Below are 15,828 nucleotides of genomic sequence, written 5' to 3' on the forward strand. Positions count from 1 at the left end.
TGCCGTGCCACTACTAAAAGCGCGTCTAGGGGAGACCCGCTCAGGCCAAAGCCGAGGGCAGACCGCCGGCGGAAAGCAAGTGCCTGAAGTGGAAATCAACGTTCAATATGTAAAAGCTAAAAAAACTGTAGACAAACTCGATCGAAAGTTTGTCTACAGTTCGTGAAGTTCACGACAGTGAACTTCTATATATTTATAACCCCCATGAGTTCAATAAAAGGTGAATGGCTTTTTCCAATTCGGATTCAGGAATCCCTGCAAAGCCCAATATGATTTTTGGAGGATGTTCGTCAATTTTCTCGATTGAATATGTTGATAATCCATAAATTTTAATATGGTCTTCGTTTGCCTTTTGAATAAGTGTCTGTTCATCCATGCCGTTCTTGACGATGAGGACGATATGCAAACCTGACCTCTCTCCAATGATTTTTATTTGTTGATGTGGCTTAAAAAGATCGATCACTTTCTCCAACTTCCGACGGTACACTTTCCTCATGCGATTCAAATGCTTTTCGAAATCACCTTCCTTCATGAATTGTGTCAACACATGCTGATCAATCCGAGAAACGGTTGAATGGTAAAAAGACAATTCCTGTTGGTGAATTTGTAACAATGGAGCGGGAAGAACCATATAACTGATCCGAATTGATGGCATCAATGATTTGGAAAATGACCCTAAATAAATCACTTTATCACCAGCATCCATACTCTGCAAGGAAGGAATTGTTTTTCCACTATAACGAAATTCACTATCATAATCGTCTTCGATAATATAGCGGTTTGCTGCCCCTTGAGCCCAGTTCAACAATCGCGTCCGTCTGTTAACGGATAGGATCGTCCCATTGGGGAAGTGGTGTGAGGGAGTGACATACACAACGTCGATCTTTGAATCTTCAATTTGGTTCACCTTTACGCCTTCTTCATCAATTTGCAGTGGATGGACTTCATTTGGGTAGCTGCGTAAAATCCGATGAATCAAGTGATACCCAGGATCTTCAACACCATAGATGGCATTTTTATCGAATAGAAGGACAAGCTGCTGCAATAAAATTTCCATTCCTGCACCAATGATGATCTGTTCTGGAACACATTGTACACCACGTGCATGATACAAATAATGGGCAATTTCACATCGTAATTCATATTCCCCTTGAGAATCCCCAAGTAATAGAAGATCTTGATGTGATTCATCGATTTTGCTTTTCATGTATTTTCTCCATTTTTCAAATGGGAAATGTTCCGTGTCAATTTGGCTGGGATGAAAATGATATAGCAATTCCCCTTCTTTATGATTGCTTTGTTCCAATGATACTTGGTTAGTTTGTGTATACTCTAAATCCTCGAATGTTTGAATATAGTACCCTTTTCTTGGTATGACTTCAACGTATCCCTCAGCAGTCAATTGTTCATATGCAGTCTCGACAGTATTTTGACTTATTTGAAGGAACTCTGCCAATTTCCGTTTGGAAGGCAGTTTTGTGCCGTAAAGAAGACGGCCATCAATAATTTCTTTTTTAATATATGAATATAATTGTTCGTACAAAGGTACTCCACTTAACCGATTTAAATCACAAGAAAGCATATTCATTTTTTGTTACCACCTTTTTGAAAAAAATACTGACCCCATTAAATTTATTAAAACTGACACTTTCAATGCGGTCAACTCTTTTTTATACTAAGCCTAACAAATCTAAAAAATGAAAATATTAGGGGGAAGAAAGAAATGGAAAAATTATTAGGAACTGACACAGTAAAAAGAGGAATGGCACAAATGCAAAAGGGTGGCGTAATCATGGACGTCATTAACGCAGAACAAGCAAAAATCGCAGAAGCATCCGGTGCGGTCGCTGTCATGGCATTGGAAAGGGTTCCTTCCGACATCCGTGCGGCTGGCGGCGTAGCAAGAATGGCAGATCCGCGAATTGTCGAGGAAGTAATGAATGCAGTCTCAATCCCGGTCATGGCTAAAGCAAGGATTGGCCATATCGTTGAATCAAGGGTCCTGGAATCCATGGGAGTGGATTATATCGATGAAAGTGAAGTGCTGACTCCTGCGGATGAAGAATACCATATTCTAAAAAGTGATTTCACAGTACCTTTCGTTTGTGGCTGCCGTGATTTAGGCGAAGCTGCGCGCCGTATTGGTGAAGGAGCATCCATGCTTCGTACAAAAGGAGAACCAGGAACAGGTAATATTGTGGAAGCTGTGCGTCATATGAGAAAGGTACAGTCACAAATTCGCAAAGTGAGCATCATGAGTGATGATGAATTAATGACTGAGGCAAAAAATCTTGGAGCCCCATTTGAAATTTTAAGAGAAATCAAACGCACAGGTAAATTGCCTGTAGTTAACTTTGCAGCGGGCGGAATTGCCACTCCAGCAGATGCTGCATTGATGATGGAATTGGGAGCAGATGGCGTTTTCGTTGGGTCTGGTATTTTTAAATCTGAAACTCCAGAAAAATTCGCATCCGCAATCGTTCAAGCGACTACATATTTCACCGATTATGAATTGATTGGCAAGTTGTCAAAAGAATTGGGCAGTGCAATGAAAGGCATTGATATTTCCAAACTAGCTCCGGCAGAACGGATGCAGGAACGTGGATGGTAATATGATAACGATCGGTGTTTTGGGATTACAGGGAGCGGTTGAAGAACACTTGAACCAAATCAAAGCTGCCGGCGAACAAGCGATTATAGTGAAAAAACCGGAACAGTTGCGGGAAATCGATGGCTTGATCATTCCAGGCGGAGAAAGCACGACGATGAGGAAGCTAATGGATCGTTATGGATTTATGGAACCGATCAAAACTTTCTTCGAAGGTAAAAAACCTATTTTCGGTACATGTGCGGGGATGGTATTGGCGGCCAAAGAATTGACTGGCGATGAGGTGGCCTATCTCGAACTAATGGACATTTCCGTTAAAAGGAACGGATTTGGACGTCAACGGGAAAGTTTCGAGGCTGACCTATCCATCAAAGGAATGGAAGCACCTTATAAGGCAGTATTCATCCGGGCGCCATTTGCTGATGGAGTTGGAGAAGGTGTAGAAGTATTGGCTGTTTATGAAGAAAATGTAGTGGCTGCGAGACAAGACCATGTCCTCGTAAGTGCATTTCATCCAGAATTGACAGGTGATGATCGCTTCCTTCAACTTTTCATTGAAATGGTGAAGACATCCGTAAGTAAGGCCGAATTGAAAACTTGCTAAACAAATGAAGCTGTCCTATTAATAGGACAGCTTTACTTTTGAAAGCTCAAAACTGAATTTACTATTCTTTACTTTTATAATAAAAACTAAGTGATCACTCACTTAGTTGGAAGGGGAATGTATATGACAGCAAGAGTTGCAGTTATCACAGGGGGAGCAAGCGGTATAGGCCGAGCCACATGCCTGAAATTCGCAGCAAAAGGGGACAAGGTCGTTGTTGCGGATTTTAATGAAGAAATGGGCCGGGAAACCGTTGATCAGATAACAGCTAATGGTGGAGTGGCCATATATGTTAAAACGGATGTTTCTAAGTAGGAAGATGTTGAATCGTTAATCAATAAAGCAGTGGAAACATACGGAAGGCTCGATATCATGTTTAATAATGCCGGCATTGGTGCGGGCGGTATGATCCTAGATCAAGATATGGAAGGTTACTACAAAACGATTGGGGTGAACCAGCACGGAGTGGCCTTTGGAATCATGGCAGCAGGCCGGAAAATGAAGGAACTGGGTAACAAGGGAGTCATTATAAATACCGCTTCTGTGTTTGGCTACTTAGCTTCCCATGGGACTTTTGCCTATCAGGCGACTAAAGGCGCTGTAAGAATGATGACACAGACAGCAGCTTTGGAATTGGGTGCTCATGGCATACGCGTTGTGGGCATTGCGCCGGGCGGGGTCGACACTCCTATCATACAAGGTTATAAAGACATGGGAATCATCGATAAATTGAATGCAAGGCAAATGCGCGGTGAATTGATTAAGCCAGAAGCCATTGCAAATGCCGTCTATCTATTATCGTTAGAGGAAGCGGATGCGATCAATGGAAGTGTAGTCATGGTCGATGATGGCTATGCATCTTTTAAGTGATTTTCATAAATAGAAAACATCGTCCCAACCAGACGATGTTTTCTATTTATGATATATGGGAATATTGAATTCTAATAGATCAAAGGTAATATTGACCGATTGATACCAGCGATATATCATGGGAAATAGATGGGTGAAACCGGTCTTATCTTTATAAAAGAAGGTTGATATTTTTGAAAAAAGGGCAGCAAACCAAAGAACGAATCATAAATGTAGCCCGGACTCTTTTTGCCACTAAAGGTTTTGACATGACAAGAACGAATGAAATTGCCTCTGCATGCAATGTTTCCGAAGCTACTATTTACAAATACTTTGACAGCAAAAAAGATTTGCTTTTGGCTACAATTACCCCTAATGAAAAAGAGGAATCTGAAGATGGGACTAGCCATCTATCCACGGATAATCTAGTGGAGAATCATGTTACTACCATGATAAAAAAAATTCTTGAAAATAAAGAACAGTTTTCGATATTATTTAGGGAAACACAATTCGATCAAGATATTTCAAAGCAATATGTAGATCAGATTTTCAGGCCAAATGCCAGGCATATTGAAATACAGAAGAGAATAGATAGCGGAGAGATACAATATATCTCTGATATTATATTATTTAATGTAGGGATCATTTCTTTCACATTGGCTTTATCTACACATTATGAGATCCATCAACAAAAAAAGGAGCCATATTTTACTTCTGAACGAATTAAGAGCATTGCTCAACTTTTGGTATATGGTATTCATGGGAAACAAAATCATACATAATGAAACGGTCATATTTAAGGGCATGAGCATCAAGCCGTAAATATGACCGTTTCTTTTTTCATTCAGAGTAGATGTCCAGAGTGTAAGATTTGACTTATATTTTTCAGACAATTACGATAAATGTATACTTCACGAAATGCTCTAAGAAAATTATATCTGGAAATCTTGTAACATTGGAGGGTATCAAATGAGCGATATCGTAATTTTATCAGGAAGTCCGGCTATTCCATCAAGAACGGACATTTCACTAAAACATATTCAATCATTAGTCGAAAATGCAGGATTTACTACAGCTTATTTCTCGATTACGGATTTCACAGCAGATGATTTATTCCAAGGGAAATATAATAGCGAGGATATCTCAAAGCTTTCAGAGAGAATTCAAGCAGCCAGAGGAGTCATTATAGGTTCACCGGTTTATAAGGCTTCTTATACAGGTGTATTGAAAGCATTGATTGATCTGCTGCCAGAAGGTGCTTTTAAGGGTAAGCCGGTGCTGCCAATCATGATTGGTGGAAGTAACAGGCATCTATTGGCGATTGACTATGCGCTTAAACCATTAATTTCAATATTAAAAGGCGAGCCGATGCAGGGGATTTATTTTGTTGATAAGGAAATAGATAAACAGAATCCAGAAAACCCAATCAATGATTTGCATTTAATTGATCGCGTCCAGAGTCAGGTTCAAGAATTTGTAGAAGCGATACAGTTAAGAAATTAATGACTTCAATAAATTAATTCCTTCTATAAAAAGACTGGAACCCTAGAATTTTTTTTTAGAATAACACGCGTCAATAATAGGCCTAATAATGAAAATAGACTCATTTTTTTGGAGACTTTATCTAAAAAGACGAGTCTATTTTCGCATTTATATGAACATAAAATCATAAATTGAATAGTGTGTATAAAAATAACAGTTCATCCATAATATTAAACCAAGTTATTTTATAAGAAAACTCCATTGACAAGGATTAAATATATGTTAATATTTAAAATAATAAAACTTATCCAGAGCGACGGAGGGAATTGGCCCTTTGAAGTCCAGCAACCTGCATGATGGATGCAAGGTGCTACCTCCAACAAAATGTTGATCATTTTGGAAGATAAGGTAAAGATATTTACCTTGCGATCTTTCCATCATGGAAAGATTTTTGTTTTTTGTGAAAATTTTAGGGAGACCATAACAATGTAAGGTTGTATGGAATTATATAAATCTAAGAAATTTAAAATAAAATATTCGCGGATTTTCTTAAAGGAGGAACTGGTTTGGATAAAGAGAATCAGCTTGAAGAAATTTTTGAACGACTTCAAGAAATGCTTAATTCAATGAAATATGGATCCATTACACTTATTGTCCAGGATGGTAAAATCATTCAAATGGAGAGAAATGAAAAACTAAGAATTAAATAAGGTATCTGCTGACTAGAAAAACTAGAGGCGGGTTTAACTGATATAAAGAGAGTATTGGTTAGATTCGTCTCTTTTTCCTAGATTCAAATAACCCGGGGAATATTACAACGGGAATTGATCAACAGTTACTCTAACCTGATACAGCAAGTTTTTAGAGGGGGCTACAAAGTTGGCTGCATTAATAAACTATGAAAATTTCAATACAGGGGACTTCCCTGTATTTCCTGAAGACACTGAGACAAAAGGTGCTTTGGAAGTTCTTAAATGGGCGAATGACCATTATGGTGACAAACTGATTTATGCTTGCAGTTTTGGTATTGAAGGCATCGTGCTTACGGATTTATTGGCGAAGGTCAATCCTTCGGCAAAAATAGTTTTCCTAGATACAGATGTTCATTTTGAGGAAACTTACCAATTGATCGAGGAAGTGAAGAAGCGATATCCGAAGCTTTTGATCGAAATGAAGAAACCTGACTTGACGCTTGAGGAACAAGCGGCGGAATATGGCGATGAATTATGGCTTAGAGATTCCAATAAGTGCTGTAACATCCGTAAAATCGTTCCGCTTACAGATGTGCTTTCATCGGCAACAGCCTGGCTTTCGGGACTGCGGAGGGAGCAATCCGAAACAAGAGCTAAGACCGAGTATATCAATAAGGATAATAAGTTCAAATCAGTTAAAATATGCCCACTCATACATTGGACATGGAAAGATGTTTGGCGCTATGCCCACAAAAATGGACTTCCATATAATGTCCTGCATGATAATGGATATCCGAGCATTGGATGTAAAACGTGTACTGCACCTGCCTTCAATGCAGATGATTTACGCTCTGGCCGTTGGCAAGGAGCTCAAAAAACGGAATGCGGATTGCATTTATCTTAAATAAATAGAAAGTATAGGCTTAAATAAATAGAAACCATAGGGGGAAATTAGCATGACAATCAGTTTACCGCACGGAGGAACATTAATCGATCTTTGGGAACCAAAATATGATTTTAGTAAAATAACGAAGTCAATCGAAATCGATGAAATTGCTTTGAGCGATCTTGAATTGATAGGGACTGGTGCTTACAGCCCGATTAAAGGATTCTTTACAAAAAGTGACTATGAGACAGTGGTAAAGGATATGAGGCTTAGCAGCGGACATGTATGGAGCATCCCGATTACGCTGCCTTTGACCGAAGAAACTGCAGGAAGCCTTACTATAGGTGAAGAAGTAACATTAACCCATGATGGTGAAACATACGGGGTTCTCTCCGTTTCTGATATTTACACTCCAGATAAGCAATTGGAAGCGACATTGGTATATCAAACAGCTGATGAGAAGCATCCTGGAGTGAAAAATTTATATAACCGCGGGGATGTATATGTCGGCGGGGAAATAAAGTTGATCAAGAGAATAGAGCGTCCGCTATTTCAAGCTCATTATTTGGACCCAGTCGAGACAAGGAAGGCTTTCGCTGAAAAAGGATGGGAAACGGTTGTTGGTTTCCAAACAAGGAACCCTGTTCACCGTGCACATGAATATATTCAAAAGACAGCATTGGAAATCGTCGACGGCTTATTCTTAAATCCTCTCGTCGGTGCCACTAAATCAGATGACATTCCGGCAGATGTAAGAATGGAAAGCTATAAAGTGCTGCTTGACAAATATTATCCTAAGGATCGCGTCTCCCTTGCAGTTTTCCCTGCTGCCATGCGTTATGCAGGACCTAGAGAAGCCATTTTCCATGCGATGGTCCGTAAAAATTATGGTTGCACCCATTTTATCGTCGGACGCGATCATGCGGGTGTGGGCGATTATTATGGCACATACGATGCCCAAAAAATCTTCGGGAACTTTAACGCAGATGAGTTAGGAATCACGCTATTATTCTTTGAACATAGTTTTTACTGTAAAGCATGTGGCAATATGGCTTCCGCTAAAACTTGTCCGCATGGCAAGGAAGACCATGTCATCCTGTCTGGAACGAAGGTAAGGGAAATGTTGCGTAATGGAGAAATTCCTCCAGCTACCTTTAGCCGTAAGGAAGTCATCGAGGTGTTGATAGAAGGTCTAAAAAAAAATGAAGTTTATAACTGATTTGACATAAATGGAAGGGTCACATGAAGAGGGGGATTATCAAATGAGTAAAAGTACGAATGTCACATGGCATGAGACGTCATTGACAAAGGAGCACCGACGGAAGCAGAACGGGCATGAAAGCACGGTTCTATGGTTTACAGGACTATCGGGTTCCGGAAAATCAACGATTGCAAACGCGGTCGCTAAAGAGTTATACAATCGGAATATTCGAAGTTATGTTTTGGATGGTGATAATATCCGTCATGGCTTAAATAAAGATTTAGGTTTTTCTGAAGAAGATAGAACCGAGAATATTAGGCGGATTGGTGAGGTTTCCAAGTTATTCGTGGATAGTGGGCAGTTCGTATTGACCGCTTTCATATCACCTTTCAGGGCAGATCGGCAGATTGTACGTGATTTACTCGAAGAAGGGGAGTTTATTGAAGTATACATAAAGTGTCCGATCGAAGAGTGTGAAGTGCGTGATCCAAAAGGGCTTTATGACAAGGCCCGTAAAGGCATCATTAAAGATTTTACCGGAATCGACTCTCCATACGAAGAACCTGAACAACCGGAAATCATTTTAGAATCCGACCAATACAGCATTGAAGAGTGCGTTGAACAGGTAATCGGTTATTTAACAGCAAAGAAAGCGATTTAATCAAGGAGGAAATGTAATGGTTTACGAGAAATTTTGGTCGGAAAATCCACTAATCGCTAAAAATAAAACGGAAATCTGGAAATTGGAAAAAGATGGCTTGAAGATATTTGATGATATTCCACATTACGCAGCAAATGGGTTTGATTCCATCCCTAAAGAGAAATGGGATATGTTCAAGTGGGCAGGTTTATACCTGCAACGGCCAAAAGAAGCTGGTTATTGGATGATGCGAGTCGTAATTCCCGGAGGTATCCTGACTTATGATCAACAAATAACTCTAGCTAACATCGCTAAAGATTACGGGAGGGATGTATATGACATTACAACCCGTCAAGCCATTCAATTCCATTGGCTGACCATCGAACAGGTCCCGGATATATTGAATCGTTTAGAAAAGGTTGGAATGACTACGGCTGGAGCTTGTGGTGATATAACCCGCAATATCATCGGTAATGCATTGGCAGGCATCGATCCTGATGAACTTTTTGATACACGCGAGGTACTTTATGATGTATTTGAGTATTTCCGCCTTAACGAAGACTATTCGAACCTTCCGAGGAAATATAAAATGTCCATAAGTGCTAATATCCATAATGCTTCAAATGCTGAAATCAACTGTGTTTCATTCAATCCAGCTACTAAAGTAATTGATGGAGTAACGGAAGTCGGTTTTCACGTAAAAGTAGGGGGTGGGCTTTCCTCCGTTCCGATGCTGGCAGAAGAACTTGACTTATTCATTTTACCTGAAAAAACTGTGGAAGTGGCTGCCGCCATCACGACGATATTCCGTGACTTTGGGTACCGTGAAAAGCGTCATCGCTCACGTTTGAAATTCCTTGTCGCTGACTGGGGTCCTGAACAATTCAAGGAAAAATTGCTGGAATACACCGGTCCGCTTCCTGAAAAGGGAGAAAGTGCGGTGAAAGGATGGAATGCAGGGTATTTCTACGGCATCCATAAACAAAAGCAAGATGGTCTGAACTATGTTGGCGTCAATATACCAGTTGGTCGTTTAAACCCAGACGAAGTGATCGAATTTGCCGAACTTGCAAAAAAATATGGAAATGGTGAAATCCGCAACTGTAATTCTCAAAATCTAATCATTCCTAATGTGCCGGATGCAAAACTTGAGGAATTAAAGCAGGAATCCATCTTTGAAAGATTTCCATATCAACCAAAGAAATTCATTGGGTATTCCGTTTCGTGTACAGGCATCGAGTATTGCAACCTGGCTCTGGTTGAAACGAAAAACCGAATGAGGACCATATCTGAATCACTTGACAAGGAAATAGATCTCGATGTGCCTGTAAGGATGCATATGGTCGGCTGTCCGAATAATTGCGGTCAAAGAGCCATCGCCGAAATAGGGCTGCAAGGCATAAAAATGAAAAACCAGGATAAAAAGATGGTCGAGGCTTTCGAGATATACGTTGGAGGAACGCTTAATGAGGGCGGGAAGTTCAATGAAAAGCTTAAAGGAAAAGTGGAAGCTGAAAAGCTCCATCATGTTCTGAAAGAAATGATCCTATTTTTCAAAGAAACAAAACTACTATCCGAAACCTTTCTCGATTTTGTGGAAAGGGTAGGGGTGGACGAATTACAAAGTAAACTTGATGATATATTAGCGGAAGTGGCCGTTTAATAGGGGAAGGTAAGCATTCCATGAATCTATACCGTTTTGAAGTCACTATCAAGGAAAAACCAATTCATGTCATCATTGTTGCCGATTCAGATGAAAAGGCGTTTGAACTTGTTGATATCGAGCTGGAAAAGCATTATTTGAAAATGCCTGAAGTGGATGACATCTCATTATATGAAAAAAGGAAAATTAAAAATGGAGCAGGTTTCGTTTTATCGGAATTCGAAACAATTCTCTAAGGGAAGGCAGGATGCAAAAATGGGGAAAGTATATCTAGTAGGAGCCGGTCCCGGAGATCCAGATTTAATTACATTAAAAGGATTAAAATGCATCCAAGAAGCTGATGTCATTTTATATGATCGACTTGTCAATAAAGAACTTTTGAATCATGCAAAAGACGGTGTCGAGCTGATTAATTGCGGTAAACTGCCGGATTATCATTTGTTGCAGCAGGATACCATCAATCGGTTCCTCGTTAAATATGCAAAAAAGGGGAAAATAGTCACCCGTTTGAAAGGCGGCGATCCATTCGTCTTTGGGAGAGGCGGTGAGGAAGCGGAAGCCCTTGCCAAAAGTGGCGTGAGCTTTGAAATCGTACCAGGAATTACGGCTGGAATCGCCGCTACAGCCTATGCGGGAATTCCAGTTACACATAGGGACCATGCTTCATCATTTGCAATTGTTACCGGTCATCGGAAAAAAGATGAAGAGGATAATATCAAGTGGGAATCCCTTGCAAAAGGAATCGATACATTAGCCATTTATATGGGTGTTAAAAACCTGCCATATATTCAAGGAAAACTTTTGGAACATGGGAAAAGCCCGGAGACTCCGGTAGCCCTTATTCATTGGGGTACATTAACAACGCAAAAAACAGCTGTCAGTACGTTGGCTAAAGTAGTGGAAACCGCCAATAACGAACAAATTTCGAATCCTTGCATGATAGTCGTGGGAGATGTCGTTAATTTACGGGAAAAAATCAAATGGTTTGAAGGAAAACAAACCGAAAATTTGTTGGCGAATGAGGCCTTTTAATGGAAGCCATTTTATATATTTGCCATGGCAGCCGTGTTAAAGAAGCTTCAGCCCAAGCCATTGATTTTATTAAAGTTTGTATGCAAGCACAGCCATATTCCATTCAAGAGTATTGCTTCTTGGAATTGGAAACTCCTACGATTGAAGAGGCCTACGAACGATGCGTCCAAAAAGGTGCGACGAGTATATTGGCCATTCCTGTTCTATTGCTGACAGCTGTACATGCAAAACATGATATTCCAGTCATATTGAATAAAATGAAAGAACGGTACCCTGCCGTTGACTTGAAATACGGGAGGCCGATTGGTGTCAGCGAGAAAATGGTTGACATTTTAGTGGAACGGTTGGAGGAAACAAATGTAAGTGTTACAGAGGATTCCTTGGTATTATTGGTTGGAAGGGGCAGCAGTGATCCCGACGTGAAAAGGGATTTATCTCGATTGGCCGTTTTGCTAAGGAACAGGTTTCCAAAAATCCGGGTGCAAGAGTGTTATTTGACAGCTGCCACACCAAGCTTTGGAGAAGCGTTGGAATTTGCGGTGGAATCTCGATCAAACCAAGTATTTATCATTCCTTACTTATTGTTTACAGGTCTCTTAATGCAGTCGATTGAAAAAAGTATAAAAAAGATCCAAAAAAAGGGGAAGCAAAGATTCACACTTTGCCGATATTTAGGTTATCACCCAAAGATTGAACAAGCAATATCGGAACGAATTCATGAAGTGAGTGGGGAGGGAGACTATGTATCCAATTACGCTTAATATCGAGAACAGAAAGTGTGTCATCATCGGCGGTGGTAAAATAGCTTACTTTAAAGCGGGCCCCTTATTGGAAGCTGGTGCTGAAGTTACCGTCGTAAGCCCCGAAATATGCACAGGTTTTCAAGTGTTGGAGAAAGAAGGTAAGATTCGGGTCTTACTTAAAGAAGTGGAAGAAACTGACTATAATGATGCATTTTTAATCATTGTAGCTACCAATTCTACTGAAGTAAATGAACGAGTTTACGAGAATGCATCCGAAAGTCAGTTGGTTAATGTAATCAGCAATCATGAGTTGGGTAATTTTCATATACCGGCCACATTGAATAGAGGCATGCTTTCCATAAGTGTTTCTACCAATGGAGCAAGTCCAACGCTCGCAAAAAAAATACGGAATGACCTAGGTAAAGTATATGATGAATCGTATGAAGAATATCTTGAATTCCTTTTTGAAGCAAGAATGATTATAAAGAGTGGGTCATTTTCAAAAGAAGAAAAATCTAAATTATTGAAAGATTCAATAGAGGATATTTATAAATATTCCTTAAAAGAAAGATATCGTTTTTTAGCTAGGCTTTTACCTGTAGAAGCTGAAGAAAATATATCGATGGGCTGATCAGAAAAACTGAAGGCACCTAACCAACATGTCATTTCATTTTGGTTAGGTGCCTCTTTGTGCCTTAAAGGAAATCTAAATGATTTATACAGGCAAACGGTACCATCGGGTCGATGATATAGGTTCTATTTTAGTGAAAAAAGGGGAATGTCATGAAAAAGTTAATCGTTTTGGCCTTTATCGGGTTTTTAGCCCAATTAATTGATGGTTCGCTTGGAATGGGGTATGGAGTGAGTTCCACTTCCTTATTATTGACATTCGGGATTGCCCCTGCAGTAGCATCAGCATCCGTTCATTTATCGGAAGTAGTGACCACAGCAGTATCCGGAGCTTCACATATAAAGTTTGGGAACGTCGATAAAAATATGGTCTATCGCTTGATCATTCCAGGTTCTGTTGGTGCATTTGTAGGTGCATGTTTCCTGAGTAACCTGCCAGCCGAATTAGCAAAACCGTATATTGCCATATTTTTATTTGGTCTTGGTGTATACGTTTTATTCCGCTTTTTATTTATTTTTAAACCGTCAAAGGAAAATGAAACCGTAAAGCCATTGACCGCAAAACAATCCATTCCGTTAGGCCTTTTTGCAGGCTTTTGTGATGCAACAGGCGGAGGCGGTTGGGGACCGATTGCAACACCTGTTTTATTGTCAAAAAAAGGCATGACGGCAAGGAAAGCTGTAGGAACTGTAGATACGAGCGAATTTGCCATTGCTTTCTTTGGAAGTCTTGGCTTTATCATTTCTCTTGGATGGGAAGCTGTCAATTGGCTTTGGGTCGTAGCGTTGATAATTGGAGGGGTGGTTGCCGCACCAATTGCAGCCTGGCTCGTCAGGATGCTTCCTGCTCAATTAATGGGTGTTTTAGTGGGCGGTTTTATTATCTTAATCAATGTAAGAACATTATTAGCTACATGGATTCCGATTGAAGCCCATATATACATCTATACTGGCATCGTGACAATATGGTTTTCTGGAATTCTTCTTACCATCAATAAAATGGGCAATGCGAGAAAACATGATCATATCGAACACCGCCAGAATGTTTCCTGATTCCGAGTTTGAAAGAAGCGAATGTACACAAGAAGCATATTCCGATGCGGAAATAAACTCGTAGGTATGTATGTGCCTACGAGTAAAGTCGTTTGCCAAATGGAATTCCGACTATAAAGTTGCTGCGGTTTTAATAAAGGATCTTGATCTTATTTAATAGATTCATTACCATTTTTAAGGGTTCCCAAAAATCGAGAGACTTATCACTCCGATGTATAAGAATTCATAGTACCCCTTACTAAAGAAAACCATCGGAGAGATTTGAATGATTTTAGAACAGAAGCAGAATCAATAATTTATAGCTCCTACTGTTCAAATGAGTGATTTACACTTTCACTTAATATAATAGGAGGGACTATTTCTTTTACTCTATCGAATTTAAATCCCTGCCTGTTTGGATATCAGCATTTGATTGATGGAGGCTAATTCAGCGTCCAAAAATTCCCTTGATTTCTACCAGAAATAATGGGTCTTTCGCTTGTCTTGGTTTCCCCAATAGCCCTCCCCGTGCCTACAATAGTCATCAGTTCACTACTAGTAAATGAATGGGCAACTTGAATGCACTCAGCCATATACTTAATGTCCTTTAGATGTCTGTCATTTCCGACGATGAGTACATGAAAAAAAATCGCGGATATCCTTTAATTTAAATCCCTGCAAGCTTTGAAAAGCATGCAGGTTTTTGCTTTATGCCGGGACATCGGAAAAATCGGTTATCAATTTATTCCTTGGAAAAAATCTTTACCTCCACTATGGTATCCTTTTCATATCTAATGTTTGGCACTGTGTCCAGTGAAGGCGAACGTAATGTTTTAGGGGCAATAGGTCTTCCATATACAATTTGTCAGGTCTGCACCCATACTATGGAGCCGTCACCGTTCAAAAGGTAGTTAAATATTTTTCAGTTTTGTACAATGATTAAATAGCAAATTTGAAAAGGAGTTTTAAAATGGAAGGCATCTCTGATCATTTAAAGGAAAATTTGGATATTTTGTTCGTAGGTTTCAACCCAAGCATTCGTTCAGGTGAGACTGGTCATCATTATGCGAATCCAAATAATCGATTTTGGAAAATCCTCTTCGAGTCCGGGCTGACACCAAGGAAATATGAACCGACTGAAGACTCGTCATTGCTGGATTTAGGTTATGGTTTTACCAATATCGTTTCCAGACCTACAAAAGGAGCGGACGATATCACTAAAGAAGAGTACATAAAAGGAAGGAAACAATTAAAAAGGAAAATAAAAAAGTATAAACCTAAACTTGTCTGTTTTGTAGGAAAGGGTGTCTATCAGGAATATCGTCAATTACGAAAAATCTCATGGGGGCTGCAAGAAGAAACTACATTCAATGAGACCATGGAATTCGTTGCCCCATCTTCCAGCGGTTTAGTTAGAATGCCGATAAATGAGATCATCGAAATATATAGTGAGTTGCCCATTCTGCTTGGCCAGCTGAAAAGCAATTGAAGAAACTTATTAAAACAACGGTGAAATTATACGAGTCAGGATAATTCTAAAATGGAAAAGCGGTGGCTTTTCCGAGGTCGAAGGCTTTTGCCAAGGAGTAAAGGATTGTAAATTTATTTTATGGGATACCTAAGTATCGGTTTTGCTAAACAGGGTCTTCGATAGGGACTTTCATACCTAGAATCGATCCTTTGGCGCTGCTTAGTAATATGCAGATTCCTGAATGGGGCATCGATTGGCTACGGTTATGATTGGATTGCTTTCCTTGATGAAATTA

General features: G+C 39.8%; 16 protein-coding genes, 1 pseudogene and 1 riboswitch. Of the genes and pseudogenes, 16 read left to right on the top strand and 1 reads right to left on the bottom strand.

Annotation, left to right across the window (positions count from 1 at the left end; genetic code table 11):
- Positions 1–193: 193 nt before the first annotated feature.
- Positions 194–1,588, bottom strand: coding sequence for a MocR-like pyridoxine biosynthesis transcription factor PdxR (gene pdxR / locus ACFX4H_RS05410; RefSeq protein ID WP_377434370.1), 1,395 nt, complete (start codon positions 1,586–1,588; stop codon positions 194–196).
- Between the two features lie 135 nt (positions 1,589–1,723).
- Here pdxR and pdxS point away from each other — a divergent pair, with 135 nt between their 5' ends.
- From pdxS to ACFX4H_RS05490, 16 genes and pseudogenes are all read left to right on the top strand, one after another.
- A complete protein-coding gene (gene pdxS, locus ACFX4H_RS05415; protein ID WP_034306956.1) occupies positions 1,724–2,611 on the top strand; it encodes a pyridoxal 5'-phosphate synthase lyase subunit PdxS in 888 nt (295 codons plus the stop codon).
- A gap of 4 nt (positions 2,612–2,615) precedes the next feature.
- Complete coding sequence (gene pdxT, locus ACFX4H_RS05420) at positions 2,616–3,212, top strand: pyridoxal 5'-phosphate synthase glutaminase subunit PdxT (protein ID WP_283867939.1); 597 nt, start codon at positions 2,616–2,618, stop codon at positions 3,210–3,212.
- Between the two features lie 123 nt (positions 3,213–3,335).
- Positions 3,336–4,082, top strand: a pseudogene (locus tag ACFX4H_RS05425) (SDR family NAD(P)-dependent oxidoreductase).
- Between the two features lie 173 nt (positions 4,083–4,255).
- Positions 4,256–4,843 carry a TetR/AcrR family transcriptional regulator gene (locus tag ACFX4H_RS05430; protein WP_377434372.1) on the top strand — a complete coding sequence of 196 codons (588 nt, stop codon included), beginning with the start codon at positions 4,256–4,258 and terminating at the stop codon, positions 4,841–4,843.
- Positions 4,844–5,030: 187 nt separating this feature from the next.
- Complete coding sequence (ssuE, locus tag ACFX4H_RS05435) at positions 5,031–5,564, top strand: NADPH-dependent FMN reductase (protein ID WP_377434375.1); 534 nt, start codon at positions 5,031–5,033, stop codon at positions 5,562–5,564.
- A 280-nt stretch (positions 5,565–5,844) separates the two neighbouring features.
- A riboswitch (SAM riboswitch) is annotated at positions 5,845–5,953 on the top strand.
- Between the two features lie 156 nt (positions 5,954–6,109).
- Positions 6,110–6,253 carry a YezD family protein gene (locus ACFX4H_RS05440; RefSeq protein WP_072273036.1) on the top strand — a complete coding sequence of 48 codons (144 nt, stop codon included), beginning with the start codon at positions 6,110–6,112 and terminating at the stop codon, positions 6,251–6,253.
- Between the two features lie 169 nt (positions 6,254–6,422).
- Positions 6,423–7,139: a phosphoadenylyl-sulfate reductase gene (locus ACFX4H_RS05445; RefSeq protein WP_063591048.1), complete on the top strand. Its 717-nt coding sequence runs from the start codon at positions 6,423–6,425 to the stop codon at positions 7,137–7,139.
- A gap of 52 nt (positions 7,140–7,191) precedes the next feature.
- Entirely contained in the window at positions 7,192–8,340 is a 1,149-nt protein-coding gene (gene sat, locus ACFX4H_RS05450; RefSeq protein WP_057277555.1) for a sulfate adenylyltransferase, read from the top strand.
- Positions 8,341–8,383: 43 nt separating this feature from the next.
- Positions 8,384–8,983 (top strand): adenylyl-sulfate kinase, encoded by a 600-nt coding sequence (gene cysC / locus ACFX4H_RS05455; RefSeq protein ID WP_048680807.1) that lies wholly within the window; start codon positions 8,384–8,386, stop codon positions 8,981–8,983.
- Between the two features lie 16 nt (positions 8,984–8,999).
- A complete protein-coding gene (locus ACFX4H_RS05460; RefSeq protein WP_034306938.1) occupies positions 9,000–10,625 on the top strand; it encodes a nitrite/sulfite reductase in 1,626 nt (541 codons plus the stop codon).
- Positions 10,626–10,645: 20 nt separating this feature from the next.
- Complete coding sequence (locus ACFX4H_RS05465; protein WP_034306935.1) at positions 10,646–10,861, top strand: DUF3906 family protein; 216 nt, start codon at positions 10,646–10,648, stop codon at positions 10,859–10,861.
- A gap of 19 nt (positions 10,862–10,880) precedes the next feature.
- Entirely contained in the window at positions 10,881–11,657 is a 777-nt protein-coding gene (gene cobA, locus ACFX4H_RS05470) for a uroporphyrinogen-III C-methyltransferase (RefSeq protein WP_057277558.1), read from the top strand.
- Positions 11,657–12,418, top strand: a complete 762-nt coding sequence (locus ACFX4H_RS05475) for a sirohydrochlorin chelatase (protein WP_249597780.1) — start codon at positions 11,657–11,659, stop codon at positions 12,416–12,418. The genes cobA and ACFX4H_RS05475 overlap by 1 nt, the downstream gene beginning before the upstream one ends.
- Positions 12,399–13,031, top strand: a complete 633-nt coding sequence (locus ACFX4H_RS05480) for an NAD(P)-binding protein (RefSeq protein ID WP_063591050.1) — start codon at positions 12,399–12,401, stop codon at positions 13,029–13,031. The genes ACFX4H_RS05475 and ACFX4H_RS05480 overlap by 20 nt, the downstream gene beginning before the upstream one ends.
- Positions 13,032–13,183: 152 nt before the next feature.
- On the top strand, positions 13,184–14,083 hold the full coding sequence (locus tag ACFX4H_RS05485; RefSeq protein WP_377434378.1) for a sulfite exporter TauE/SafE family protein: 900 nt from the start codon (positions 13,184–13,186) through the stop codon (positions 14,081–14,083).
- Positions 14,084–15,032: 949 nt separating this feature from the next.
- A complete protein-coding gene (locus tag ACFX4H_RS05490; RefSeq protein WP_034306929.1) occupies positions 15,033–15,551 on the top strand; it encodes a mismatch-specific DNA-glycosylase in 519 nt (172 codons plus the stop codon).
- The last annotated feature ends 277 nt before the right edge of the window (positions 15,552–15,828 follow it).

It is taken from the genome of Peribacillus sp. YIM B13477, from assembly GCF_042787955.1.
GTDB classification, from domain to species: Bacteria; Bacillota; Bacilli; order Bacillales; family DSM-1321; genus Peribacillus; species Peribacillus frigoritolerans.